General features: G+C 64.1%; 24 protein-coding genes. 14 read left to right on the forward strand and 10 right to left on the reverse strand.

Annotation, left to right across the window (positions count from 1 at the left end; genetic code table 11):
* Positions 1-112: 112 nt before the first annotated feature.
* Positions 113-853 carry a phosphatase PAP2 family protein gene (locus KJP28_RS04360; RefSeq protein ID WP_218390995.1) on the forward strand — a complete coding sequence of 247 codons (741 nt, stop codon included), beginning with the start codon at positions 113-115 and terminating at the stop codon, positions 851-853.
* On the opposite strand, the gene KJP28_RS04365 is transcribed toward KJP28_RS04360, so the two are convergent.
* Positions 840-1,601 carry an alpha/beta fold hydrolase gene (locus KJP28_RS04365; protein ID WP_218390996.1) on the reverse strand — a complete coding sequence of 254 codons (762 nt, stop codon included), beginning with the start codon at positions 1,599-1,601 and terminating at the stop codon, positions 840-842. The genes KJP28_RS04360 and KJP28_RS04365 overlap by 14 nt on opposite strands.
* Before the next feature lie 58 nt (positions 1,602-1,659).
* Here KJP28_RS04365 and KJP28_RS04370 point away from each other — a divergent pair, with 58 nt between their 5' ends.
* Positions 1,660-2,022 carry a hypothetical protein gene (locus KJP28_RS04370; protein WP_218390997.1) on the forward strand — a complete coding sequence of 121 codons (363 nt, stop codon included), beginning with the start codon at positions 1,660-1,662 and terminating at the stop codon, positions 2,020-2,022.
* Positions 2,023-2,074: 52 nt separating this feature from the next.
* Here the strand turns inward: KJP28_RS04370 and glyA are convergent, their stop codons facing one another.
* On the reverse strand, positions 2,075-3,367 hold the full coding sequence (gene glyA, locus KJP28_RS04375) for a serine hydroxymethyltransferase (RefSeq protein WP_218390998.1): 1,293 nt from the start codon (positions 3,365-3,367) through the stop codon (positions 2,075-2,077).
* A 169-nt stretch (positions 3,368-3,536) separates the two neighbouring features.
* On the opposite strand from glyA, the gene KJP28_RS04380 reads away from it, so the two are divergent.
* Positions 3,537-4,298 (forward strand): NAD kinase, encoded by a 762-nt coding sequence (locus tag KJP28_RS04380; protein WP_218390999.1) that lies wholly within the window; start codon positions 3,537-3,539, stop codon positions 4,296-4,298.
* Between the two features lie 40 nt (positions 4,299-4,338).
* Here the strand turns inward: KJP28_RS04380 and KJP28_RS04385 are convergent, their stop codons facing one another.
* The 4 genes from KJP28_RS04385 to KJP28_RS04400 all read right to left on the reverse strand — a co-directional run bounded on the left by KJP28_RS04385 (position 4,339) and on the right by KJP28_RS04400 (position 11,389).
* Positions 4,339-5,808 (reverse strand): sigma-54-dependent transcriptional regulator, encoded by a 1,470-nt coding sequence (locus KJP28_RS04385; protein ID WP_218391000.1) that lies wholly within the window; start codon positions 5,806-5,808, stop codon positions 4,339-4,341.
* Positions 5,809-6,035: 227 nt separating this feature from the next.
* Positions 6,036-7,928 (reverse strand): propionyl-CoA synthetase, encoded by a 1,893-nt coding sequence (locus KJP28_RS04390; RefSeq protein ID WP_218391001.1) that lies wholly within the window; start codon positions 7,926-7,928, stop codon positions 6,036-6,038.
* 217 nt (positions 7,929-8,145) lie between these two features.
* Positions 8,146-9,051, reverse strand: coding sequence for a hypothetical protein (locus KJP28_RS04395; RefSeq protein ID WP_218391002.1), 906 nt, complete (start codon positions 9,049-9,051; stop codon positions 8,146-8,148).
* A gap of 43 nt (positions 9,052-9,094) precedes the next feature.
* On the reverse strand, positions 9,095-11,389 hold the full coding sequence (locus KJP28_RS04400) for an NADP-dependent malic enzyme (protein ID WP_218391003.1): 2,295 nt from the start codon (positions 11,387-11,389) through the stop codon (positions 9,095-9,097).
* 156 nt (positions 11,390-11,545) lie between these two features.
* On the opposite strand from KJP28_RS04400, the gene KJP28_RS04405 reads away from it, so the two are divergent.
* The 5 genes from KJP28_RS04405 to KJP28_RS04425 all read left to right on the forward strand — a co-directional run bounded on the left by KJP28_RS04405 (position 11,546) and on the right by KJP28_RS04425 (position 16,241).
* The gene (locus KJP28_RS04405; RefSeq protein ID WP_218391004.1) at positions 11,546-11,944 is read left to right on the forward strand and encodes a cytidine deaminase; all 399 of its coding nucleotides are present in this window, start codon (positions 11,546-11,548) and stop codon (positions 11,942-11,944) included.
* Position 11,945: 1 nt separating this feature from the next.
* Positions 11,946-13,157 carry a phosphopentomutase gene (locus KJP28_RS04410; protein ID WP_218391005.1) on the forward strand — a complete coding sequence of 404 codons (1,212 nt, stop codon included), beginning with the start codon at positions 11,946-11,948 and terminating at the stop codon, positions 13,155-13,157.
* Entirely contained in the window at positions 13,154-14,161 is a 1,008-nt protein-coding gene (locus tag KJP28_RS04415; RefSeq protein ID WP_336245295.1) for an adenosine deaminase, read from the forward strand. Before KJP28_RS04410 ends, KJP28_RS04415 begins: the two co-directional genes overlap by 4 nt.
* Entirely contained in the window at positions 14,154-14,786 is a 633-nt protein-coding gene (gene upp / locus KJP28_RS04420; protein WP_218391006.1) for a uracil phosphoribosyltransferase, read from the forward strand. The genes KJP28_RS04415 and upp overlap by 8 nt, the downstream gene beginning before the upstream one ends.
* Positions 14,787-14,921: 135 nt before the next feature.
* Positions 14,922-16,241, forward strand: coding sequence for a hypothetical protein (locus tag KJP28_RS04425; protein ID WP_218391007.1), 1,320 nt, complete (start codon positions 14,922-14,924; stop codon positions 16,239-16,241).
* Between the two features lie 54 nt (positions 16,242-16,295).
* Here the strand turns inward: KJP28_RS04425 and KJP28_RS04430 are convergent, their stop codons facing one another.
* On the reverse strand, positions 16,296-17,318 hold the full coding sequence (locus tag KJP28_RS04430; RefSeq protein WP_218391008.1) for a hypothetical protein: 1,023 nt from the start codon (positions 17,316-17,318) through the stop codon (positions 16,296-16,298).
* Positions 17,319-17,637: 319 nt separating this feature from the next.
* On the reverse strand, positions 17,638-19,266 hold the full coding sequence (locus KJP28_RS04435; RefSeq protein ID WP_218391009.1) for an AMP-binding protein: 1,629 nt from the start codon (positions 19,264-19,266) through the stop codon (positions 17,638-17,640).
* Positions 19,267-19,363: 97 nt separating this feature from the next.
* On the opposite strand from KJP28_RS04435, the gene KJP28_RS04440 reads away from it, so the two are divergent.
* Complete coding sequence (locus tag KJP28_RS04440) at positions 19,364-20,017, forward strand: sulfotransferase family 2 domain-containing protein (protein ID WP_218391010.1); 654 nt, start codon at positions 19,364-19,366, stop codon at positions 20,015-20,017.
* Between the two features lie 186 nt (positions 20,018-20,203).
* The gene (locus tag KJP28_RS04445) at positions 20,204-20,344 is read left to right on the forward strand and encodes a hypothetical protein (RefSeq protein WP_218391011.1); all 141 of its coding nucleotides are present in this window, start codon (positions 20,204-20,206) and stop codon (positions 20,342-20,344) included.
* Positions 20,345-20,575: 231 nt separating this feature from the next.
* On the opposite strand, the gene KJP28_RS04450 is transcribed toward KJP28_RS04445, so the two are convergent.
* Positions 20,576-21,064 carry an ureidoglycolate lyase gene (locus KJP28_RS04450; protein WP_218391012.1) on the reverse strand — a complete coding sequence of 163 codons (489 nt, stop codon included), beginning with the start codon at positions 21,062-21,064 and terminating at the stop codon, positions 20,576-20,578.
* Positions 21,064-22,479: an allantoinase PuuE gene (gene puuE / locus KJP28_RS04455; RefSeq protein ID WP_218391013.1), complete on the reverse strand. Its 1,416-nt coding sequence runs from the start codon at positions 22,477-22,479 to the stop codon at positions 21,064-21,066. The genes KJP28_RS04450 and puuE overlap by 1 nt, the downstream gene beginning before the upstream one ends.
* A 171-nt stretch (positions 22,480-22,650) precedes the next feature.
* Between puuE and uraH the strand changes: the two genes are divergently transcribed.
* The 4 genes from uraH (at position 22,651) to hisH (ending at position 25,638) form a co-directional block, all read left to right on the forward strand.
* Positions 22,651-23,007, forward strand: a complete 357-nt coding sequence (gene uraH, locus KJP28_RS04460; protein ID WP_218391014.1) for a hydroxyisourate hydrolase — start codon at positions 22,651-22,653, stop codon at positions 23,005-23,007.
* Positions 23,008-23,009: 2 nt separating this feature from the next.
* Positions 23,010-24,236 (forward strand): urate hydroxylase PuuD, encoded by a 1,227-nt coding sequence (locus KJP28_RS04465; protein ID WP_218391015.1) that lies wholly within the window; start codon positions 23,010-23,012, stop codon positions 24,234-24,236.
* A 182-nt stretch (positions 24,237-24,418) separates the two neighbouring features.
* Positions 24,419-25,006 (forward strand): imidazoleglycerol-phosphate dehydratase HisB, encoded by a 588-nt coding sequence (gene hisB, locus KJP28_RS04470; RefSeq protein ID WP_218391016.1) that lies wholly within the window; start codon positions 24,419-24,421, stop codon positions 25,004-25,006.
* A complete protein-coding gene (hisH, locus tag KJP28_RS04475; protein WP_218391017.1) occupies positions 25,003-25,638 on the forward strand; it encodes an imidazole glycerol phosphate synthase subunit HisH in 636 nt (211 codons plus the stop codon). The genes hisB and hisH overlap by 4 nt, the downstream gene beginning before the upstream one ends.
* The last annotated feature ends 53 nt before the right edge of the window (positions 25,639-25,691 follow it).

A 25,691-nucleotide genomic window follows, 5' to 3' on the forward strand; every position in this document is an offset into this window, starting at 1 on the left:
CGCGGCGGCGAAGGCGGCTGTCGCCGCCTCTGGAGGATCTTCCTCCAGACCTCCTGAAGTATTTCCGGAACGGTGAAGGGAAACCTTCGGGGACGGAGGGCGTTCATTTTCCATGGACAGGTCGGACAATTCCGTTTTCGAGACGCTGAGAGCCGTGACCCGACGGGTCGAGACATTGACGCTCGTCGTCGTTCTGTGCGTCGCCGGGGCGCTCTGGGCTTTCGTGGCGCTTGCTGCCGAAATGATCGAGGGCGATCTGCATGGGTTCGATGAAACGCTGTTGATGGCGCTCCGGGTCGATGGAGATCCGGCGGAAGCGATTGGCGGCACCGCGGTTCAGACGATGATGCGGGATGTGACGGCGATGGGAGGCATTACCGTTCTGACGCTACTGACCCTGACCGTGCTCGCCTATCTCGTCTTGCGCCGTCAACGCGCCTCGGCGCTGTTTCTAGGGGTTGCCGTGGTCGGTGGTCAGGCTTTGTCGCATCTGGCGAAGCTCGGGTTCGACCGGCCGCGCCCCGATCTCGTCCCGCATGGGGTGGACGTGGCGACGGCGTCGTTCCCGTCGGGACATTCGATGATGGCGACCGTCACCTATCTGACGCTGGCCGTGATGCTGGCGCGGCAGGAGAAGCGGCTGCGTATAAGGGCGTTCTATATCGCTGTGGCCGCGCTGGTGGCGCTGTCGGTCGGCGTGAGCCGGGTCTATCTCGGTGTGCATTGGCCGTCGGACGTGCTTGCCGGCTGGACGCTCGGCACGACCTGGGCGCTTCTGGTCTGGCTCGTGGCGCGCTGGCTGGAACGGCAGGGGCGGATCGAGCCGGAAACGCGGGTGGTCAGTCGAGATTGAGGAAGGCGCGCAGGGCGGCTTCGAATTCGCGGGGTTTTTCGGCGTGGAGCCAGTGGCCTGCGCCGGGGATCTTGGCCTGTTTCGCTTCGGGGAAGAGGCGTTTGATCTCTTCGCGGTGTTCGGGGCGCACGTAGTCGGATTGTCCGCCGGAGAGGAAGAAGGTCGGGCCCGAAAAGCTGCCGGACATCTCGGGGAAGCCCGTGATGACATCCATGTCGCGTGCGAGCGTGTCGAGGTTCAGTTTCCAGCTTTTCCCCCTGACATCCAGAGATTGCAGAAGAAAGGCGCGGGTTTCTCGCTCTTCGACGCTGTCGGCCAGTGCGGCGTCGGCGTCCGAGCGGGTCTCGATCTGCGAGAGGTCGAGGGCCTGCATCGCTTCGATCAGGTGGAGCTGGGAATGACCGTAGGCGGTGGGCGCGATATCGGCCACGACGAGTGCGCGCACGAGGTCGGGATGGGTGAGGGCGAGGACCATTGCGGCTTTGCCGCCCATGGAGTGACCGATGACGTCGGCCGAGCCGCCCTCGGATCGGATCACCTCGGCGAGGTCTTCGGCCATTTCCGGGTAGCTTTGACTGTCGGCCCGGAACGAGTCGCCGTGGTTGCGCATGTCCACCGTGATGACGCGGCGCACCTTGGCGAGCCGTTTGGCGATGACGCCCCAGTTGCGCCCGGAGCCGAACAGGCCGTGGACGATGAGGATGGGCGGTTCGGTTTGGTCGTTGCCGAGGGTCTGGGTCGCGAGCATGTGGGAGATGTAACGCGGGGCCGTTGAGGGGGAAAGGGGTTTGGATTAAAGAAGCGCCATGGATTTGCACGATCGCGCCGAGAAGCTGGCTGCATTGATGGAAGAACGCCTCGATATCCGGGGCGAGGGGCTGGCGGCCAAGTATCGCCGGTCGGGGCGGCGCGTGCCGGCCTGGGTCAAGCGGGAGATCGCGCCGTTGATCGAGGCGCTGGACCTCGCTGAGCATCCGAAGCTCTTGCCCCGTGTCGATATGGAACGGATCGAGGCGGGGGCGGCGAAAGCGGAGACCTGGCTCAAGACCGTGGACCCATGGGACCGGCGTAAGGGGATCGTGCTGCATTGGCTGGCGGGAAACGCGATGATGCTGATCCTTGTCGGGGTCGGTGTCGTCGCGCTCATGGCCTGGCGCGGGCTTCTGTAACGAAAACGGCGCGCCTCGAAGGACGCGCCGCCGTTTTGCCGGGTGATCCGGTTTAGTGGTTCGGGTAGACCGGGAAGGCTTCGCAAAGTGCCGCCACTTTGCCTTTCACGGCGTCTTCCACCGCGCCATTGTCGTCTTCGCCATTGGCGGCGAGACCGTCGACGACTTCGACGATGAGATCGGCAATCTGGCGGAATTCATCCTCGCCGAAGCCGCGGGTCGTGCCCGCCGGGGTGCCGAGGCGGATGCCCGAAGTGACCGTCGGTTTTTCCGGGTCGAAGGGGATGCCGTTCTTGTTGCAGGTGATATGCGCACGCCCGAGGGCTTTCTCGGTCGCGTTGCCCTTCACGCCCTTGGGACGCAGGTCGACGAGCATGACGTGGGTGTCGGTGCCGCCGGTGACGATGTCGAGCCCGCCTTTCATGAGCTGGTCGGCCAGTGCCACGGCGTTGGCGCGCACGGCTTTCTGGTAGGTCTTGAACTCCGGCTGAAGCGCCTCGCCGAAGGCCACGGCCTTGGCGGCGATGACGTGCATCAGCGGACCACCCTGAATGCCGGGGAAGATGGCCGAGTTCACCTTCTTGGCGATCTCTTCGTTGTTGGTCAGGATCATGCCGCCGCGCGGGCCGCGCAGGGTCTTGTGCGTCGTGGTGGTGGCCACGTCGGCATACGGGAAGGGCGAGGGGTGCTCGCCTGCGGCCACGAGACCGGCGAAGTGGGCCATGTCGACCATCAGGTAGGCGCCGACCGCATCGGCGATTTCGCGGAATTTGGCGAAGTCGATCTGACGCGGGATGGCCGAGCCACCCGCGATGATGAGTTTCGGCTGGTGTTCTTTCGCCAGCGCTTCGACTTCGTCGTAGTCGATCAGGTTGTCCTGCTTGCGCACGCCGTACTGGATCGCGTTGAACCATTTGCCCGACTGGTTGGGCGGCGCGCCGTGGGTCAGGTGACCGCCGGAGGCGAGGTTCATGCCGAGGATGGTGTCGCCCGGCTTGATCAGCGCGGTGAAGGCACCCTGGTTGGCCTGCGATCCGGAGTTGGGCTGCACGTTCGCGAAACTCACGCCGAAGAGTTCCTTGGCGCGTTCGATGGCGAGGTTCTCGGCCACGTCGACGAATTGGCACCCGCCATAGTAGCGGCGACCGGGATAGCCTTCGGCGTATTTGTTGGTCATGACCGAGCCCTGCGCCTCCATGACGGCGGCTGACACGATGTTCTCGGACGCGATCAACTCGATCTCGTCGCGCTGACGCCCAAGCTCACCGGTGATCGAGGCCCAGATCTCGGGGTCACGGTCGGCGAGGCTTTCGGTGAAAAAGCCCGGGCTGCGGATATCCTTCATGACGCGGTCTCCTGTCTGTCGATGCGTGGCATTTACGCGATATTTGGCGGGGCGGGAAGGGTCACGGGGGTTCAATTGCGACCTCGTGAGGTCCAATCTGGTCCTCTGGTGAAACTTGTGCTTCTTTCGGAACCAAGCGACCATAGCGGGAAACCCGGGAAAGGACGATATGGGACCGAAACTGGCTTTCCTGGCCTCGGATGGGGCGTCGGCGCAGAAAGCGCGGGCGGAACTGGTCGAACGCTATGGCCATCATGCGCCGGATTCGGCGGATGTCATCGTCGCGCTAGGCGGCGACGGGTTCATGCTCGAGGTGTTGCATTCGACGCAGGAGCTGGACGTGCCGGTCTATGGCATGAACCGGGGCACGGTTGGCTTCCTGATGAATGAATTCGCGGTCGAAGGGCTGGAAGAGCGGCTGGGCGATGCGGAGCTCGAGGTCATCAACCCGCTCAGGATGCGTGCGACCCAGTCCGACGGCAGCGTGCGCGAAGCGCTTGCGATCAACGAGGTGTCGATGCTTCGGGCCGGACCGCAGGCGGCGAAGCTGGCGATTAGCGTGGACGGGCGTCAGCGGATGTCGCTGTTGATCTGCGACGGGGCCATTCTGGCGACTCCGGCGGGGTCGACGGCCTATAATTATTCGGCACATGGGCCGATCCTGCCCATCGGGTCGGATGTGCTCGCGCTGACCGCCATTGCGCCATTTCGCCCGAGACGCTGGCGGGGGGCGTTGCTTCCCAAGGCGGCGAAGGTGCGGTTCGACGTGCTGGAGCCGGAGAAGCGCCCGGTCATGGCGGATGCGGACAGCCGATCCGCAGGTGTCGTGACGGCGGTTGAGGTGGAGAGCGCCCAGGACATTCGCCACAAGGTGTTGTTCGATCCGGGCCACGGGCTGGAAGAACGTCTGATCCGCGAACAATTCGTCTGATGACGAACTGCGGTACGTGGCGGGCGCAGGTCGCGGGCTTTCAGGGGTCTTCGTCTTCTGTCCAGCCTTCGCGTTTGCGATAGATCGTCGAGGGAGACACGTCCAGGACGCGCGCCGCACGCGGGATGGAGCCGTCTTCGGCGGCGATGGTCGCCTCGATCACGGCGCGTTCGATGTCGGCCAGTCGTTGACCCAAGAGCGCACCGAGGCCGGCAACCGACCCGGTTGGACTTCGCGCTGGATTCTGTTCGCTGCGGCCCGCCGATAGCCTGGCCTGCGCACGATCCGTGACGAGCGCGACTGGCAGGTTTTCAGCGGTGACACGGAGCCCACCGGCGGTGAGCACCAGCCCGCGCAGCACGTTTTCCAGCTCACGCAAATTGCCGGGCCAGTCGTAGGAGAGCAGAGACCGGCGCGCGGCGGCGGTCAGGAGCGGGAGGGCGCGATCTTCGCGCGCGGCGACCCGCGCCAGGGTGGATTCCAGGAGGAAGGGGAGGTCCTCGCGCCGCATGCGCAAGGGCGGCAGGACCAATTCGATCACGTTGAGCGCGAAATAGAGGTCTTCTCGCAGGAGGCCATTGTCGACCAGCTCTGCGGCCGGGGCCGAGAGCGACGCGACGAGGCGCGGTCGATCCGGGAGGGCAGAGGCCTCGAGTTCCTGGACGAGAGCGAGGAGGCGCATCTGGGCTCGGTTGTCGAACGCGTCGAGACGGTCGAGAAACAGCGTGCCTCCGCTGGCGCGCGCGATCTCGGATTGCGCGTCGGCTGCGCCGGGTTCGATGCGGGTAAGGCATTCCGTCCCGTCCAGACGGGCGCAATCCACCGCGACGAAGGGACCGGATGCACGCGGCGATGCGTTGTGCAGGGCGCGTGCCAGCGACGTGCGGCCTGTGCCCACTTCGCCCGTGATCAGCACGGGCGCTTCGGAAGTCGAGATGGCGCGGATCTTGTCGAACAGCGCGCGCATGGCCGGGGAGCGCCCGATCAGACCGTGAAACGTCGACGGGGTATCGGTCGGACGAAATGGTCGTGTCTGCAGCGTCGAGGGCGATGGCGCGAGCGGGGGCGGTTGCGTGGAACCGCCGCGCCGTGCGAGCGCATTGCGCAGGGTGCGTTCAAGCCGGGATTCCGAGAACGGCAAGAAAAGGCAGTCCTCGGCACCGCCGCGCATGGCCGTCGCCGCGTCGTTGATCTGGTCGTGGCGTGCGATCACGACGACCGCCGGTGGGTGACTACGGTCCATGCAAGTGGTCAGCGCGGGCAGCAAGGACTCATCGCCGATCCAGAGCGACATGACGATGAGGTCGACGTCCACCTCGTCGCAGATCCGTTTTGCGTCATCGACAGAGGTGACTCGAACGGGGATGAACCCGAGGTCGTTAAGGATTTCGTCGGGAATGACGGCGGAGAGGTCGTCATCACCGACGATGAGGGCGCGGCCGCGGTCCTCGGGAGCAGGCGTCATCTTGTCGGACGGTCCGTCCGGGGAAACATTCGTGCCGCTGGTCACGAGGCACCTCTAATTCGTAAAAATATCTTAGCAACTTTTAAGCATTACCGAGGACACAGCGTCTCAATAAACGTTTCGGATTACCAGAGGCATTCGACCGTCGTGCCGGAACAATTGTGTTTCCGAATGCGGGTCAATTAACCAAGAATTGCGGCAATGATGTCGTTGGGGAAATAAAAAACGCACCCCGCAGGGTGCGTTCCGGTTTTTGAGCGGCGGCGCTCGGTTCACGCTTTGGCGTAACCGAGGCTTTCCAGCGCCTCGCGCACCTCGTCGAGAATTGCCGGGTCGTCGATGGTCGCGGGCATCTTGAACTCCTTGCCATCGGCGATCGAAACCATGGTCGCGCGCAGGATCTTGCCTGACCGGGTCTTGGGCAGGCGATCGACCACGACGGCAGACTTGAACGCCGCCACGGGGCCGATCTTCTCGCGCACGAGTTTGACGCATTCCGCCACGACGTCCTTCTCGTCGCGGTCAGAGCCCGCGTTGAGGCAGAGGAAACCAAGCGGCAATTGGCCTTTGAGTTCGTCGGTCACGCCGATGACCGCGCATTCGGCCACGTCGGGGTGGGAGGCCAGCACCTCTTCCATCCCGCCGGTCGAGAGCCGGTGGCCCGCGACGTTGATGACGTCATCGGTGCGCGCCATGATATAGAGGTAGCCGTCCTCGTCCATGTAGCCCGCGTCACCCGTCTCGTAATATCCGGGGAAGGTGTTGAGGTAGCTCTTGCGGAAGCGATCTTCGGCGTTCCAGAGGGTCGGCAGGGTGCCGGGGGGCAGGGGCAGTTTCGCGACGATGGCGCCAAGTTGGCCGGGCTCGAGCGGATTGCCGCCCTCGTCGAGGATCTGCATGTCATAACCCGGCATCGGCACGGCGGGTGAGCCGAGTTTGGTTTCCAGAAGCTCGATGCCGACCGGGTTCGCGACCGCCGGATAGCCAAGCTCGGTCTGCCACCAATGGTCGATGACCGGCACACCAAGTTGATTCTGCGTCCAGACGATGGTGTCGGGGTCGGCGCGTTCGCCGGCGAGATACACTTGCTTGAGGCAGGAGAGGTCGTATTTCTTGACGAATTCGCCTTTCGGGTCCTCGCGTTTCACGGCGCGGAACGCGGTCGGGGCGGTGAAGAAGCTTTTTACCCCGTGTTCGGAAATCACGCGCCAGAAGGTGCCGGCGTCCGGCGTCCCCACGGGTTTGCCTTCGAACACGATGGTGGTGTTGCCGTGGATGAGCGGCGCGTAGCAGATATAGCTGTGGCCCACGACCCAGCCCACGTCGGAGGCGGCCCAGAAGACATCGCCCGGATCGACGTTGTAGACGTTTTTCATGGTCCAGTTCAGAGCCACGAGGTGCCCGGCGGTGTCGCGAATGACGCCCTTGGGCTGGCCGGTGGTGCCGGAGGTGTAGAGCACGTAGGCCGGGTGGTTGCCTTCGACCGGCACGCAATCGGCGGGGTCGGCGGCGGACAGGTCGTTCCAGTCGAAGTCGTAGCCGTCCTTGAGGTCGGCTGGATGCTGTTCGCGCTGGAAGATCACGGTAAAGTCGGGCTTGTGTTCGGACAGGTCGATGGCGCCGTCGAGGAGAGGCTTGTAGGCAACGGTGCGGTTCGGCTCGAGCCCGCAGGAACCTGCGATGATCGCCTTGGGTTTGGCATCGTTGATCCGGGTGGCGAGTTCGTTGGAGGCGAAGCCACCGAAGACGACCGAGTGGATCGCGCCGAGGCGTACCACGGCGAGCATGGCGACGAGGGCCTCGGGCACCATCGGCATGTAGATGATGACCCGGTCGCCCTTGGTCACGCCCTTGGCGGCGAGACCGCCCGCGAGGCGCGCGACCTTGTCCTGCAATTCGGCGTAGGTGATCTTGGATTTGGTGTCGGTGATCGGGCTGTCGTAGATGATCGCCGTCTGGTCGCCGCGGCCAGCTTCCACATGCCGGTCCACTGCGTTGTAGCAGGTGTTCACCATGCCGTCGGAGAACCATTCGTAGAGCGGGGCGTTGTCGTCGAACAGGGCCTTGGACGGCTCCTTGTCCCAGTCGATCGCCTTGGCGGCCTCCATCCAGAACCCTTCGGGGTCGGCTTTCCAGCTGTCGTAAACGTCTGCGTAAGTCGCCATGTCGGTCCTCCTCCAAGATGCCTGACGTGGTGTAAGGGGCGCGGGCATGGCTCGGCAAGGCTGTTGGCGTTAACCTGCGGCATCTTGGCAGATGATTTTGCAAGTTTGGCGCGAGAATGCCTGCAAAGTTTTGCAAATTACGGCTGACTTCGCAGAGTTCGCGGCAAATTGCGCGGGGTTTGCAAAGCTGTCACCCCCGGTATTGCAAATCGGGGAATCAGTCGCGGTCCGAGGGCCATTCGGCGGTGCCAGCCTTGACCAGACCTTCGTCGGTGGCGCGGTAGCGCACCGCGCAGACGCCCGCGTGATCGGGCCCGCATTCCGAGATGTGGCGGCGGATCACGACACCGTCTTCGACCACGCGGAAGCCCTCGGCGATGCCGCGGAACGCCTGAAGGTAGCCATCGTCACGGGCGAGGTGAAGGGCAAGGTCGCAACCCGCCCAACCGCACCACGCGCCGCCGATCGGTCCGCAGTTGACCGCTCCGTAATTGGCGATCACGTCGCGGCGGCCGTCTCCGTCGATGTCTTCTTCGCGGGTGAAGCCATCATTGATCGTGGCGGGTCGGTTCAGCCGGTCGGCGCACCAGGCACGGACGTCTTCGCGGGCGGCCTGCGCCGGGTTCAGGGCCGGATCAGTGCGCGCGGTCCAGCAGGCGTCGAGTGCCGCCGCGATCCCGTCACGCGACCCGTTCAGGGGCAGGTGGTCATGCCACAGGTAGGCTTCGGTGGAAAAGGTCACGGCGCCCCAGGCCCCGGCCTGAAGCGCGGCAAGGCCATCGGCCCACTGCGCCCCGCTCATTCCCTTGGCGTAGCGCCCGTCCGATTGCCGCAGGAGTCGCAGATCCCACAGGTCTTCCCCCTCGATCGAGAGACCGAGCGTAACGCTGTCAGGCGCGTCGAACCCCGCGAGCGAGACTGCGAGGGTCAGGGGTTCGCCCGGTTGGCATTCGAGCGACAGGCAATTGTGGTTGCCGCCCGCCGGATCCTCGTAGGGGCAGACGGCGGTGCCGACCGTGCCCGTCACGGGGTTTTCCGGCAGAATCGCCCAACCGAGCATGTCGGCGCGCGCGGGCGCATTGACCGAGAGGGTCAGGAAAAAGGCGAGTGATATGAACCTCATGGCGACGAGACTAGCCTCTGGGCGCCATGAGGCAAGCCCGGCGTCACCCGTAGTGGGCGACCGGAGTGCCGGCGACGGCGGACATGTTTAGAAGTCCGCGAGCAGTGATCGCCGGCGTCACCACATGGGCGCGGTTGCCGAGCCCCATGAGGATCGGGCCGACCTCGAGCCCACCCGCCTTCATCTTGAGCATGTTGCGCACGCCGGATGCCGCGTCGGTGTTCGGGAAGACGAGCACGTTGGCCGGGCCTTCGAACCGCGCGCCGGGGAACATCCGCTCGCGCACATCGACGTCGAGCGCGCTGTCGACGTGCATTTCACCTTCGTAGGCGAAATCGCGCGTCTCGCTGTCGAGGATTTCGAGTGCTTCGCGCATGACGCGGCCCGTGCGGCAATCGAGGTTGCCGAATTGGGAATACGAGCAGAGCGCGATCTTGGGTTCCAGCCCGAAGCGGCGCACATGGCGGGCCGCGCCGCAGACGCTTTCGGCGATCTGGGCGGCGGTCGGTTCGGGGTGGACGTGGGTGTCGGCGATGAAGAGGGGGCCGTCCTGAAGGATCATCAGGCTGAGCGCGCCGACGGGGTGATATTTCTCTGGCCCGCCGCCCAGGATCTCGGTCACGTATTTGAGGTGCCAGAGGTATTGGCCGAACGTGCCGCAGATGAGCGAGTCCGCCTCGCCGCGATGCACCATGATGCCGCCGATGGCGGTGGTGTTGGTGCGCATGATGGCCCGTGCGATGTCGGGCGTCACGCCCCGACGCGCCATCAACCCATGATAGGCTTCCCAGTAATCGCGGTAGCGCGGGTCGTTCTCGGGGTTCACGATTTCGAAGTCGGTACCCGGCTTGAGCGGCAGGCCCGCGCGTTGAAGCCGGTGTTCGATGACCTCGGGACGGCCGATGAGGATCGGCGCGTCGGTGGTTTCCTCGAGCATCGCGTTGGCCGCGCGCAGCACCCGTTCATCCTCGCCCTCGGCAAAGACGATCTTGCGCTCGGCGGTCGCTGCGGCCTCGAACACGGGGCGCATGATGAGGGCGGAGCGGAACACGGAGCGGTCGAGCCTGTCCTTGTATTCGGTCACGTCGGGCAGGGGTCGCGCGGCGACGCCGGAGTCCATCGCGGCCTTGGCGACCGAGGTGGCGACGACGCCCATGAGCCGGGGGTCGAAGGGTTTCGGGATCAGGTAATCCGCCCCGAAGGACAGCTTTTCGCCTTTGTAGGCGGCTGCGGCCTCGGCGCTGGTCGTGGCGCGGGCGAGGGCTGCGATCCCGTCGACGCAAGCGATCTGCATCTCGTCGTTGATCTCGGTCGCGCCGACGTCGAGGGCACCTCGGAAAATGAAGGGAAAGCACAGCACGTTGTTGACCTGATTGGGGAAATCCGATCGGCCCGTGGCGATGATCGCTTCGGGAGCGACGGAGCGGACTTCGTCCGGCATGATCTCGGGCGTCGGGTTGGCGAGCGCGAAGACGATGGGACGGTCGGCCATTTTCGCGACATGTTCGGGCTTCAGCACGCCGGGGCCGGAAAGGCCCAGGAACAGGTCGGCGTCTTCGATCACGTCACCCAGCGAGCGCAGGTCGCTGTCTTGTGCGAAGGCTTCTTTCTGGGGCGTCATCTCGGATGTGCGGCCCTTGTAGACGAGGCCGTCGATATCGCAGAGCCAGACATTTTCGCGTTTCACACCGAGTTTCAGGAGCATGTTGAGGCAGGCGATGCCGGCCGCGCCGCCGCCGGTCGAGACCACCTTGATCTCGTCGAAAGACTTGCCCGCGACGCGCAGGGCATTGGTGGCGGCTGCGCCGACGACAATGGCGGTGCCGTGCTGGTCGTCGTGGAAAACCGGGATGTTCATCCGCTCGCGGCAGATTTGTTCAACGACAAAACAATCCGGAGCCTTAATGTCTTCGAGGTTCACCGCGCCGAACGAAGGTTCCATCGCGCAGATGATGTCGGCGAGTTTTTCGGGGTCCGGCTGATCCAGTTCGATATCGAAACAGTCGATGTTGGCGAACTTCTTGAAGAGGACGGCCTTGCCCTCCATCACCGGTTTGGAGGCAAGTGCACCGATGTTTCCGAGACCCAGCACAGCCGAGCCGTTCGTGACCACGGCGACGAGGTTTCCTCGCGCGGTATAGCGCGTTGCCGTGATCGGATCGGCCTTTATTTCCATGCAGGCTTCTGCCACGCCAGGGGAGTAGGCAAGGGCGAGGTCGCGACCGTTCGCCATCGGCTTGGTCGCCCGGATTTCGAGCTTACCGGGCTTCGGATGCTCGTGGTAGTCCAGCGCCGGGTGGCGGGCTTCGGTGATGGTTTCGTCCTTGGTGCCGGGCATCTCGGCGTCCTCCCTGAAATATGGTTTAATGTTAAACCACTTTTCCTGACCGGCGGCTTACAGCATGACCTCGGGGCAAGGCAAGCGGTCAGTTGATTCGCCTTGCGCGTGGGCGCAAAGTCTTCAAACTGGACCATACGGTCAAAGGAGGCGCGGATGTCGGAAAAATCCCTGATGGATCATGCAAAGGACATTCGCCCCCGTGCTCATGCGCCCTATTCCGGGTTTCAGGTCGGGGCGGCGATACGTTCGCCGTCCGGTCGGGTGCATACCGGCGTGAACGTCGAGAACGCGGCCTATCCCGAGGGCACCTGTGCCGAGGCGGGCGCGATTGCCGCGATGATCGCGGCGGGCGACACCGAGATTGCCGAGATCGCGGTCGTGGGCGATGCGCCCGATCCGGTGACGCCGTGCGGCGGGTGCCGCCAGAAGATCGCAGAATTTGCGCCGAAGGGCACGAAGGTCACGATGGGCAACCTGGGGGGCGACGAGATCGTCATGACGATCGAAGAGCTCCTGCCGCATGCCTTCGCCAAGGCACAGTTGGAGAGCTGAGATGCCACGCGCTTTTCTTGTCGTGATGGATTCGGTCGGTATTGGCGGCGCGCCGGACGCGGACCAGTTCTTCAACGACGGAACACCGGATACCGGGGCGAACACGGTTGGCCATATTGCCGAAGCCTGCGACGCGGGGCAGGCGGATGACGGACGTGAGGGGCCACTGACCGTGCCGAACCTCGACCGGCTTGGGCTGGGCATGGCTGTGAAACTTGCCTCCGGGATGATTGCGCCGGGTCTAGGGGCGGAGCCTGCGGGTGCCTGGGCGGCGGCGACCGAGGTGAGCCGGGGCAAGGACACGCCGTCGGGGCATTGGGAGCTTGCGGGAGTGCCGGTGCCGTTCGACTGGACCTATTTCCCGGACGAGGACCCGGCCTTCCCCGACGCCGTAACGCAGGCGATCTGCGAGGCTGCCGGGACGACAAGCATACTTGGCAACAAGCATAGTTCCGGCACGGTGATCCTCGACGAGCTTGGGGCCGAGCACATGCGGACGGGCGAGCCGATCTGCTATACCTCGGCCGACAGCGTGCTTCAGATCGCGGCACATGAGGAACGGTTCGGGCTCCAAAAACTCTATGATGTCTGTAAAGCCATCGCTCCGATGCTGCATGACATGAAGGTCGGGCGAGTGATCGCGCGGCCGTTTCTCGGCGACGCGGACAGCGGGTTCGAGCGCACGATCAACCGTCGGGATTTTGCGCTCGCCGCGCCAAAGCCGACGCTTCTGGACTGGGTGACTGGCGCGGGGCGTCCGATGCATGCGGTCGGGAAAATAGGCGACATTTTCGCTCATCGCGGCGTGACGGACAATGCCAAGGGCACGGACGCGGACCTGATGGAAGCGTTGATCGGGTTGGCGGAAACGGCGGAGGACGGGAGCCTCACCTTCGCCAATTTCGTCGAATTCGATTCCAAATATGGCCACCGGCGCAACACCCACGGCTATGCCGCCCATCTGGAATGGTTCGATGCTCAGCTTCCGCGTCTGTTCGCCAACCTGCGCGACGGGGACCTCGTCATTTTCACGGCCGATCATGGCAACGATCCGACATGGGTGGGCACCGACCACACCCGAGAACGGGTTCCGGTTCTGTGCCACGGGATCGGGGCGCGCAAGATCGGAGAGATCGGGTTCGCCGATGTGGCGGCGAGCGTGGCCGACCATCTTGGCTTGCCTGAGCGCGGGGCGGGGAGGTCGTTCCTGTGATCGTGGACGAGGAACTCGCCGATGCGTTGAAGCGGATGCCCAAGGTGGAGCTGCATCACCATATCGAGGGCGCGGCGCCCCCGGCCTTCGTCCGGGGTTTGGCGCAGGAGAAGGGTTTGGACCTTTCCAACATTTTCGATGCCCAAGGCGCCTATGACTACGCTGATTTCTTGCAATTTCTCGACATCTACGAGCAGGCCGTGCGGCCGCTCACGTCGCCGGAGGATTACGCGCGGTTGACCCGTGCGGTGCTGGAGGAGGCCGCGGAGGAAAATGTCGTCTACCTCGAGACCTTCGTTTCCCCTGCCTTTTGCGGAGGGGGCGATGTGGCCGCGTGGAAAGAATACCTCCATGCGATCCGGGAAGCGGCAAACGGGTTGCCCGAGGTGGTCCTCAAAGTCGTGGTCACGGCGGTGCGGCATTTCGGACCCGACGCGGCGAAGCGATCCGCCGTGTGTGCGCAGGAGAGCGTCGGCGATTTCGTGGTCGGTTTCGGCATGGGCGGCGACGAGAACGCGGGCGAGGTGCGCGATTTCACCTATGCCTTCGACGCGGCGCGGGAGGCGGGTCTGCACCTGACCAACCATGCCGGGGAATGGGCCGGGCCGCTTTCGGTCCGCGACAGTATCGAGCACCTCAAGGTCGAGCGCATCGGGCACGGCGTGCGGGCCATCGAAGACCCGAAGCTCGTGGAATACCTCGCCGCTTCGGGTGTCGTGCTCGAGGTCTGCCCGCAATCCAACGTGTCGCTGGGCGTCTATCCCTCGACCGCCGCACATCCCATCGCGAAACTGCGCGAGGCAGGCGTGCGCGTCACCGTGTCCACCGACGACCCGCCGTTCTTTCATACCGATATGACCCATGAATACATGGAATTGGCGCGGGCTTTCGGCTGGGGGCTGGAAGAGGCGCGGGCGCTCAACCGGGCCGCTGCCGAAGCCGCCTTCTGCGACGCGGGCACGCGTGCCGACCTGATCAAGAGACTGGAGAAAACCGATGCATGATCACCTCACAATCGTCGATCACCCGCTGGTGCAGCACAAGCTGACGATCATGCGCGAAAAAGAGACGTCGACGGCGGTGTTCCGGCAGCTTCTGCGCGAGATCAGCCTGCTTCTGGCCTACGAGGTGACGAGCGAGTTGGAGATGACGACCAAGCGGATCGAGACGCCGTTGACCGAGATGGACGCGCCGACGCTGAAGGGCCGGAAGCTCGCGCTCATTTCGATCCTGCGGGCAGGGAACGGGCTGCTGGACGGGATGCTGGAGCTCATCCCCTCGGCGCGGGTCGGCTTCGTCGGGCTCTACCGCGACGAACAGACGCTGAAGCCGCACAAGTATTATTTCAAGGTGCCGGAGCAACTCGACGAGCGGATGGTGATCGCGGTCGACCCGATGCTGGCAACCGGTAATTCCTCGGCGGCGGCCGTCGACATGCTGAAGGAGGCCGGTGCCAAGGACATCCGGTTCCTGTGCCTGCTCGCAGCACCTGAAGGGGTCGCGCGGATGAAGGAAGCGCATCCCGACGTGCCCATTGTCACGGCGGCGTTGGACGAGAAGCTCAACGAGCTCGGCTATATCATGCCGGGACTTGGCGATGCGGGCGATCGGATGTTCGGGACCAAATAGTTCGCGGACAGTCCGTCAGGCGCAAACGCGTTCGAATTGCGCTTGTTTTGGGCGGTCTTGGGAAGTGTCGCCTCTTTACTCCCATCGGTCCATCGGCCATGCTGCCCCCATATCTAGTGTTGGGGGACACTTGTAATGAAAAGAACTGGTTATCTGTCTGCCATCGCCTTCGCGGTTACCCTTGTTTCGGGGCCCGTTCTGGCACTTTCGCTCGATCAGGGGGCCAAGCCTCGTGAGACGCCACCCGCCGCCTACAAGGGCGATGTCTATGTCGACAGCAGGGGCTGCGCCTATGCCCGCGCGAATGTCGGTGCCGCGACGAATTGGGTGCCGCGGCTGAGCGCGGATCGGAGACAGGTCATCTGCGGGATGAACCCGACATTCGCGGCCGGAACGCCCCGGGCTACGCGCACCCCTGCTCCGATCGCGCCGCCGCCGCCGCAACCTGTGGCCACCCCACCCGCCGAGGCCGAACGTGAGGTCAGGACCGTGAGCGCCGCTCCGGGCATGGCGGCGCTTCCCACGCCGAGCCCGGCCCCCAAACCTTCGAACCTGTCTGCCAACCGCGCACCGGCCAAACCTGCGCCGGCACCGAGCCAGGCGCGCGCCGGTCTTTTCGGACTGGGCAACCTGCCGACACCAAGCCCCGCGCCGGAGCCGTCCAACCTTTCGGCACGACGCTCGGAGCCGACGCCCGAGGTCCAGACCCGCAAGCTCGCCGTGACCTGCCCTGCAGGTGGCGGCAACGCGCGGGTCAAGATCGGAGGCGAGATCGTGCAGGTGAATTGCGGCGCGACCAAAGTGGCGTCCCGCACCTATACGGTTCAGCACGCGAACGGAATGCGGACGGAACTGGTGGCGAAACCGGCCCCGGTCATGGAAGCGCAGGCCCGGATCGTGGCGGAGCCGACCTATGTCGAGTACCGCCCCGCGACGCAGGTGCGCCGGGTGATCGTCAACGGCACGGTTCAGCCCGGACGCCAGCATTACGAAGGCAACCGCGACATGCTCGTGTCAGGCACGGTCGGCGCGGTGCGAATGCCGATGAACGGAGGTGGCGGCGGTCAGCGCGGCGGTGGACGTTTCCTTGCCCCGCCAGCGGGCGGGTCCTACGAGGACTATCTCGCAGCGAAGACACAGGCCTACCGGGACGCAGGTGTCGAACTGGATGCGCCGCGCGACATCTACAACGTGCCGGCGTCCGCCAGCGGTGGCAGCACAGTGGTCATCAAGGCGAACCCGCATGTTCCCGCGAAAGGCTACGGCAACATGCCGGCCTCCAATCCGCGCGTCATCATCCAGGGTCAGGACAAGCCGCCCGCTGGTTACCGCAAGGCCTGGGATGACGACCGGTTGAACCCGAACCGGGCGTCTCGCACGGTCGAGGGGGAGATGCAGATGCTCCAGATCTGGACCGACACCGTGCCGCGCCGTTTGATCACGGTCGCGAAGTAGCGGGCCACACCCGAGACACGATTGGACTGACCCTGCCGGGATGGGCGGGGTCATTCACTCTCCACAGATACCTTGAAGGCTGACCCATGCGCTGTCGGGAATGAGCGGTTCCGCCTGAGAGACGGGGACCGGGTCGGCCTCGATCAAGGGCAGGGTCGTCTCGCCGGTCTGGTCGAGCGCGTAGGCGTAAGGTGACGTCCTCAGGCGGGCCGCGTCGAACCGGGCGACGAGTGTGTCGTGATCGAGCGATGCCGGAGAACGGGTCAGCAGGCGTTCAGCATAAGAATCGAGGACATCGCTGGAAATATGCCCGGTGGTGAGAAGTTTGACTGTCGCGATGAGGCCCGCATGTTGCAGGAGGCCCAGCATCGGATCGCTGGCCTGCGCGCGGACATGTTCGGCAAGGATAAACCCGGCGGCCACGTCCGGTTCTTCGTAGTCTTCGACCAACGCCCGGTTCAGCAGGATGATACCGCCCGGCAGGTGGGCCGAGGTTTCGACGCCGGAGGACAGGATCACGGCGCGTGAACTGCCCGGACCAAGCGCCCGCACGCGAAGTTGGGCGAGGGCGGCTTTGCCGAGCCGCGTGTCGCAAGGCGGGCCGGACACCCTGCGAATGCGGTCGAGAAGCGCTGCGCCCGTCTCGGCGCGGGTCACGTCGGGCAATACCGATAGCGTCTGACGCGTCAGGGCACCGGGGAGCCAGGTGACTGCCACCAGACCGATCGCGAAAGCGACGGCGGCGGAGATGAAGAGCCGCACCCTGCCGCGCTGCGGCCTGCGGCGCAGGATCGCCTTGCGCACTTTTTCGATCGCGTCGATCATCTCGTCATCCGCGATTTCAAGGGCTTCGGCTTCGTCCGGATCGTCGGAAGGTGCGAAAAGGGCAGGCCGTTTCCCGACGTTCAGCCGGTGGACTGCGGCGAGGGACCAATGTGACAGAGCCCTGTCGGTCTTGTCCGAGATCGTCAGGGTCGCGTCGCCCACGGAAACGATGACCTCGACGCGCTGCGCCTCGGGCGTGGCGCGCCAGAGCCCGGTGGCTTCGAGCCGGTCATATTGGGTCAGGGCCGTCATCGGCTGGCTGCTCGGAATGGTTCTTGTTTGGCGAAGGATAGCTTGCCGGGATCGTTATGGAAAGGTCGCCTGGACGCCTGTCGTGGGCGGTGTTTCCCACGGTGAACGGCAAGGCTGGCGGTCGGAACCGGTGGCTGGCTTCGGCGGCTGGCTTCGGTTTTGTCGTGCGTGGTTACTGGGGCCTGCCGCAGGATTCCGGGATTCTAGAATTCTAGAATCCTGGAGGTGATGAAAGCACGCATTTTCAACGCTTTAACCGGTCGTTCCTCAGAAAAAAGGTTAATGTCGGGGTCGAACGTGCTTGCCCCCGCGCTGTGCCTCAGAGTTCGGCCACCATCTTGCGCAGTTCGAATTTCTGGATTTTGCCCGTGGAAGTCTTGGGGAGTTCGGTGAAGATCACGCGTTTGGGCGTCTTGAAACCTGCGAGTTCCTTGCGGGTATGGGCGATCAACTCGTCCTCAGTCACGTTCGCGCCCTCGCGCAGCTCGACGAAAGCGCAGGGCACTTCGCCCCATTTTTCGTCCGGCTTGGCGACAACGGCGCAGAGCATCACCGCGGGGTGGTGCATGAGCACGTCCTCGACCTCGACCGATGAGACGTTTTCGCCGCCCGAGATGATCACGTCCTTCGCGCGGTCGGTGATCTTGATGTAGCCGTCGGGGTGCTGAAACGCGATGTCGCCCGAGTGGAAATAGCCGCCCTTGAACGCCTTGGCGGTCTCGTCCGGGTTCTTGAGGTACCCCTTCATCACGACATTGCCGCGGGCCATGATCTCGCCCACCGTTTCGCCATCCCACGGCGCTTGTTCCATGCTTTCGGCATCGAGCACCGTGACTTCGGCCATGTCGGCATGGCCTACGCCCTGGCGCGATTTGATCGCGTAGCGCTCGGCGTCGGGCAGGTAATTCCACGCGTCTTTCCAGAAGGTCTCGGTGATATGGCCGTAGGTCTCGGTCAGGCCGTAGACCTGCGTGACGTGAAAGCCCAGGGGTTCGATCCCGGCGAGCGTGGCGGCGGGCGGGGGCGCGCCGGCGGTATAGACCTCGACGATATGGTCGAATTCACGGCGGTCGTCGGGTTTGGCGTTGATCAGAAGGCCGAGCACGATGGGTGCGCCGCCGAAATGGGTCACGCCTTCGTCCGCGATGGCGTCGTAGATCGCTTTGGCGGTGATGTCGCGGCAACAGATGATGGTGCCGCCGACGGCGGGCAGCGTCCAGGTGTGGCACCAGTTGTTGCAGTGAAAGAGCGGCACGATGGTCAGGTAGCGCGTGTCCTTCGTCAGCCCCCAGGCGATCGCGACGCCCATTGTGTGCAGGTACGCGCCCCGGTGGGAATAGACCACGCCCTTGGGTCGCCCGGTCGTGCCGGAGGTGTAGTTGAGCGCAAGGCTTTCCCATTCGTCTTCGGGCATGACCCAGGGAAACGCGGGGTCGCCGCCTGCGATGAAGTCCTCGTATTCAGTGTGGCGGCCCGATGCGGGGAAGCCCGCCGCCGGGTCCGCGACCTCGATCAGGGTCGGGGGCGGGCCGTCCATTTTCGTGAGGGCTTTCTCCACCACGTCGAGGAACTGGCTGTCGACCAGAACGACTTTTGCCTCGCCGTGGTCGAGGATGTAGGCGATCGTGCCTACGTCGAGCCGCACGTTGATGGTGTTCAGGATCGCGCCCGTGGCCGGAACGCCCCAATGCGCCTCGGCCTGGGCGAGGATGTTGGGCAGCATCGTTGCGACGACGTCGCCGGAGGACACGCCGGCGCCTGTGAGCGCCGAGGCGAGGCGCGAGCATCGCGCGTCCAATTCGCCGTAGGTGTACCGGCGGTCGCCATAGACGATCGCCGTGCGTTCCGGCATGATGCGGGCCGCACGCAGGAGATGGGAGAGGGGCGTGAGCGGCACGAAATTCGCCGCGTTTCTGTCGAGTCCGGTTTCGTCCTTGAGCCAGCCCATGTCGTCCTCCCTGATTGGCGCATCCGATTAGGGAACATGGGGGCGGTTTCGTCAATCCGGCTTTTCGCCCGCGCGGGGGCGGGATAGGGTCGCGCCCATGATCCTTTCGCGTGGTCGCCGCTACATCTTCGTGCATGCCCCAAAGACCGGGGGAACGTCGCTCGCCCTCATGCTCGAGGCCAAGGCGATGAAGGACGACATATTGGTGGGCGACACGCCGAAAGCGGTGAAGCGGCGAGGCCGGGTTCGCGATGCAAAGACGTCGGGGCGGCTTTGGAAGCATTCGCAGCTATCGGACCTTCATGGGCTCGCGACACAGGTCGAGATGGAGGATTTCTTTGTCTTCACGATGGTCCGTAACCCATGGGACCGGATGGTCAGTTACTATCACTGGCTGCGGGAGCAGTGCTTTGACCATCCGGCGGTGGGCGTTGCGAAGGCGAACGACTTCGAGACCTTCGCCCGGAACGAATTGGTCCTCCAAGGCCTGAAACAAAATCCATATGCGCGTTACGTCTCCGATGGGGGCGGAATCGAGCGCGGGGATCATTTCGTCCGGCTCGAACATTTCGGCGAGGATCTGGAACTCGTCGAAGCGCGGATCGGGACGAAGCTCGGTCCGCTTGCGCACGAGAACGCCTCGAATCGGCGTGAGGATTTCCGCAGCTATTACTCGGACGCATCAAGTGAGGCCGTGGCGGCGGCCTGCGCCGTAGATATCGAGCGTTTCGGCTACACGTTCGATCCGTAATTCATCGCGATACCGGCAACAATCCAGCCGGCGGTGCAGGGCCGTGTGACGTCGTGCGACAATGCCAAGATATCACCTTATTTGTGCCTGAGTTTCTCCGCTGCGCCTCACGAGGCTGAAGGGAACGACCCGTCCACGAGGGCTGCCACCCGGACCCGGTCGTGCAAAATGCTTGGGGAAATCGACATGTCCGGAAAGATCGACGCACGCGCCTGCCGCGACACCTGCCTTCTGGCGGATGGCGGTGGATGGTTGGCGGGCGGGCTTGCCGTGACCGAAACAGTTGCCCGCCTGGGGGAAGGGGGTCTTCACCGACCTGCCGCCTAACGGGCCACGGCGCGTGCGATCAGCATCCCTGCGCGCGCCGTGACAGATATTCGCGCTTGTTCCTGCCCCCCCAAACTCATGAGCGCGAATAGCCCCGTCCGACCCCCTTGCCGGACGGGGCATTTTTTTGCGCGGCACTTTTCGCAGGGGTGTGGTGCACGCTTCGGGCCGGTGTTGGTTTGCCGCTTGGCGTTCTGCCAGCGCGCACCTTACCGGGTCGCGACCTGAAGATCAGGTCGGCGCCGTGATGGTCCAAGGTGTATCGAACACATGCTCCTCGAGGTTCGCGCCGGGGCCGACCCGGTCGATCACGGCGAAGAGGCCGGGGGCGGACAAGGGCGTGAGAACGCCGTGCCATGTGCCCCGGTGAAAGTTGATCGCCTGACCGGGTTCGGTGACGAAGGCCTGCGGCACACCCGGCACATCGCCCTTGTCTTCGGCCACGATCACGAGGAACGGGGCCCTCGTCATCGGTACGAAACACTGGCTGCCCGAGGGGTGACGTTCGACGAGGTCCAGCAGGTAAGGAAACGCCCGTGGTTCGGCATCGAACAGGCTCACGCCGGCCCGACCATCTGCGAAATCGAGCTGTGCCCGGTCGTGATACCGACCGCATTTGCCTTGGTTGATGATCTTGTCCGGCGTGCCCGACGTGTCGAGCAGATCGCCGAACGGCGCGTAGGCGTCAGCGGTGATCGGGACGGCCTGGATCTCGCGCATCACGGCAGTTTCTCTTTCAACCTGAGGAGCGCGATACGCTCGACCTGTTTGCAGGCTTCGGTGAATTCCGTCTCGGTGTCGTTGTCCACGCGGCGGCGGAAGGCGTTCAGGATACCGGCCTTGTCGTGGTCCCGCACCGCGATGATGAAGGGGAACCCGTGTTTGGCGACATAGGCGTCATTCATTTCGGTGAAGGCCGTGCGCTCGTCATCCGTGAGCGCGTCGAGCCCTGCGCTCGCCTGTTCCGCCGTACTGTCGGCGGTCAGCCTCTTGGCAGCGGCGAGTTTGCCGGCCAGGTCCGGGTGCGCGGTCAGCACGCCAAGGCGTTCGTCGCGGGACGCAGACCGGAACATGCGCGCGAGCGCATTGTGCAGACCGATAGCGCTGTCATGGGCGGGGCCGAGTTCGAGGGCATGGGCGCGTTCGGCAATCCACGGGGAATGCTCGAAAATGCCGCCGAAGGTTTCGACGAAACCGGCGCGGTCCATTTTGTGCGGTTCGGGGCGGGAGACGGGGGGATGCGTCTTGGCCCAATGGCGCGCGATGTCGATACGGCGGGGGCACCAGACGCCCTCGAACCCGGCGATGTAGTCGAGGAAACGCTTCAGGCCCATGATCCGGCCCGGTCGCCCCACAAGTCGGCAATGCAGGCCCACGGACATCATCTTCGGTGCGCCCGCAAGACCTTCGGCATAGAGCGCGTCGAAGGCGTCTTTCAGGTAAGCGAAAAAATGGTCGCCTGTGTTGAAGCCCTGTGCCGTGGCGAAGCGCATGTCGTTGGCGTCGAGCGTGTAGGGGATGATGAGCTGGTCGCGCTCGGCGACCTTCAGCCAATACGGCAGGTCGTCGTCGTAGGTGTCCGAGACATAGGCCAGTTGCCCGGTCTCGGCCGCCAGACGCACCGTGTTCATCGACGAGCGACCCGTGTACCAGCCTTCAGGCGGTCGCCCGGTGACTTCCGTATGCAGCCGGATCGCCTCGGCAATCTGGGCGCGTTCCTCTTCCTCCGGCATGTCCTTGTGTTCGACCCATTTCAGACCGTGCGAGGCGATTTCCCAATCCGCCTCGATCATGGCGGCGACCTGTTCGGGCGAGCGGGCGAGGGCGGTCGCCACGCCGTAGACCGTGGGTTTGATCCCGGCCCCCGTGAACATGCGGTGAAGGCGCCAGAACCCGGCGCGCGCGCCGTATTCGTAGATCGATTCCATGTTCCAATGGCGCTGGCCTTCCCAAGCCGCCGCGCCGACGATTTCGGACAGGAACGCTTCGGACGCCGCGTCGCCATGCAACAGGCAATTTTCGCCGCCTTCCTCGTAATTGACGACGAATTGCACCGCGATCCGTGCGCCGCCGGGCCATTTCGGATCGGGTGTCTCGGCCCCGTAGCCGCGCATGTCGCGAGGATATCTGTCCACGTTTCACCCCCGTTCCGTTCGAAATCGGCTGAAATGCTCTGAAAACAGGCAGTTGGTCCGCCCAAGGGATAAGCACTTGTGAATGATTTGGAAACGGTTTTCACTCATTCCTTGCGGGTGCGGCCAAATCGCCGTCCTGCTTGGCGGGAACATGATGGAATTGATGAAACCATGAGCGGCTATTTGACCACCCATGTGCTGGATACCGCGCGGGGATGCCCGGCGGAAGGGATCGAGATCGCGCTTTTCCGGGTGTCGGGCAATTCGCACAAGAAGATCGCGACCACGGTGACGAATGCCGACGGACGAACGGATGCCCCGATCCTGCCCGCCGAGAAATTCCAGACGGGAACGTATGAGCTGATCTTTTTCACGGGCGAGTACCTGCAGGCCGCCGGGCTTGCAGGGGATGACCCGCTGTTTCTCGACCAGATCCCGATCCGCTTCGGGATGAGCGATGCCGAGGCGCATTATCACGTGCCGCTTCTGCTTTCGCCCTATGGCTATTCGACGTACCGGGGGAGCTGAGGATGCTGGCGACCATTTTCCTTGATTGGGCAGAGTTTGCGGTGCGCTGGCTTCATGTCGTGACCGCCATCGCCTGGATCGGGTCGTCGTTCTACTTCATCGCGCTCGATCTGGGGTTGCTTCCGTCGACCGACCGGCGCGAGGGCGTTTCAGGCGAGGCGTGGCAGGTTCATGGCGGAGGCTTCTATTTCATCCAGAAATACATGGTCAGCCCGTCGCGGATGCCGGACACGCTGACATGGTTCATCTGGGAGAGCTATTCCACATGGCTCTCGGGCGCGGCCCTTCTGATCCTCGTCTATTACGTCGGCGCGGAGATGTACCTCGTCGATCTCGCCAAGGCGGACTTGTCGATCTGGGCCGCGATCGCGATTTCGGCGGCCTCATTGACCATCGGCTGGCTTGTCTATGACCGCCTGTGCAAGTCCGGTCTGGCCGAGCGCCCGACGTTGCTGATGATCCTGCTGTTCGTGCTGCTCATGGCGATGGGATACGGGTACAACCAGATCTTTACGGGGCGGGCGGTGCTTCTGCATCTCGGTGCTTTCACGGCGACGATCATGACGGCCAACGTGTTCTTCACCATCATCCCGAACCAGCGGATCGTGGTGGCCGATCTCAAGGCGAAACGCGAACCCGACCCGAAATACGGGAAGATCGCCAAGCTCAGATCGACCCATAACAACTACCTGACGCTGCCGGTCATCTTCCTGATGCTGTCGAACCATTACCCGCTTGCCTTCGCGTCCACCTACAACTGGCTGATCGCGGGGCTTGTGTTCCTTATGGGCGTGTCGATCCGGCATTTTTTCAACACCCACCATGCCCACAAAGGGTATCCGTGGTGGACATGGCTGGTGACGGCGCTTCTGTTCCTCGCCGCCGTGTGGCTCTCGACGCTTGGCACACAGGGGTTCACCTATGAAGAGGCAGAAGCCCGCGCGCTCAGCCCGCGTGAGACACGCCTGGCCGCGGCGGAGGGGTTCGAGGAGGTGACGGATATCGTGCTGGGTCGCTGTTCCATGTGCCATACGCGAGAGCCGGGCTGGCCGGGGATCGCTGTGCCGCCGAAAGGCGTGGTGCTCGAGACCCCCGCCGATATCGCGCATGAGGCGCATCGGATCTATATCCATGCCGGGCTGACCGACGCGATGCCCCCCGCAAACGTGTCCTACATGGAGCCAGCCGAGCGCGCGGCGATCCGGGCCTGGATCGAAGCGGCTGGCTGAGATCGGTTTCGCGGCGCTTGCGCGCCACGACGGGCCGGGGGACCAGTCCCCCGATCCCTCTGAGGTATTTTCGGAACGATGAAGGGGATCATCGGCCACAGGCCGGAGCGATGGATTTTTGTCGTCTTTTCAGGGAGCAGCAGCGCCCCTATAAGGCGGGGGCAATCAGGAGGGCCGGTGTGATGCGCACAGCCAAGATCAGCCGAACGACGGCGGAAACCGAGATCAGCGTCGAGATCGACCTCGACGGGACCGGGGCATATGACAACCAGACGGGCGTGGGGTTCTTCGACCACATGCTTGACCAGTTGTCGCGTCATTCGCTGATCGACATGACCATCCGGGCCAAGGGCGATCTGCACATCGACGATCACCACACGGTCGAGGATACCGGCATTGCGCTGGGGCAGGCGCTTCGCGACGCGCTGGGCGACAAGAAGGGCATCCGGCGCTATGGCGAATGTCACTTGCCGATGGATGACGCGCAGGTGCGGGCGGCGCTCGATTTGTCGGGGCGGCCCTATCTCGTGTGGAATGTCGACCTGCCGACGCCGAAGATCGGGACGTTCGACACCGAGCTGGTGCGCGAATTCTTCACCGCATTCGCCACCAATGGCGGCATCACGCTCCATGTCGACCAACTGCACGGGTTCAACAGCCACCACATCGCGGAAGCCGCGTTCAAGGCGGTGGCGCGCGCTCTTCGAGTCGCGGTCGAGACCGATCCGCGCAAGGCCGATGCGATCCCGTCCACGAAAGGTGCACTTTGACCACCGTTCTGATCGACTACGAGAGCGGGAACCTGCACTCGGCGGAAAAGGCGTTTCAGCGCATGGCGAGTGAGGTTGGCGCGGGGGAGGTCGTGGTGACGTCCGATCCCGAGGTCGTAGCCCGTGCGGACCGGATCGTGCTGCCGGGGGACGGTGCGTTCCCGGCCTGTCGGCAGGCGCTGTTCGACCACAGGGGCATCTTCGAGGCGATGGACAAGGCCGTGCATGAGCGCGGCGTGCCGTTCATGGGCATTTGCATCGGGATGCAGATGTTGGCGACCCGCGGGCTGGAATACGAGGTGACGCCCGGCTTCGACTGGATCGGCGGCGAGGTCGTGGCGATCGAACCGGGCTTGGGCAAGAAGGTGCCGCACATGGGGTGGAACGATCTGGTGATCGACCATCCGCATCCGGTGCTGGATGGGATCACGACGGGCGACCACGCCTATTTCGTGCATTCCTACCATTTCCGTGTTGCCGACCCGGCGCACCGGCTGGCTTATTGCGAATATGGTGAAGAGATCACTGCAATCGTCGGACGAGACAATATCGTGGGGACGCAGTTCCACCCGGAGAAAAGTCAGGCGAACGGCCTGAAGCTGATCGCCAACTTCCTGTCGTGGTCGCCCTGACGTGACAACGCCCCGGTGGGATGGCCGGGGCGCTGTAGTACTTTATATTCAGT

This window comes from Maritimibacter dapengensis (assembly GCF_019218265.1).
Classification (GTDB): domain Bacteria; phylum Pseudomonadota; class Alphaproteobacteria; order Rhodobacterales; family Rhodobacteraceae; genus Maritimibacter; species Maritimibacter dapengensis.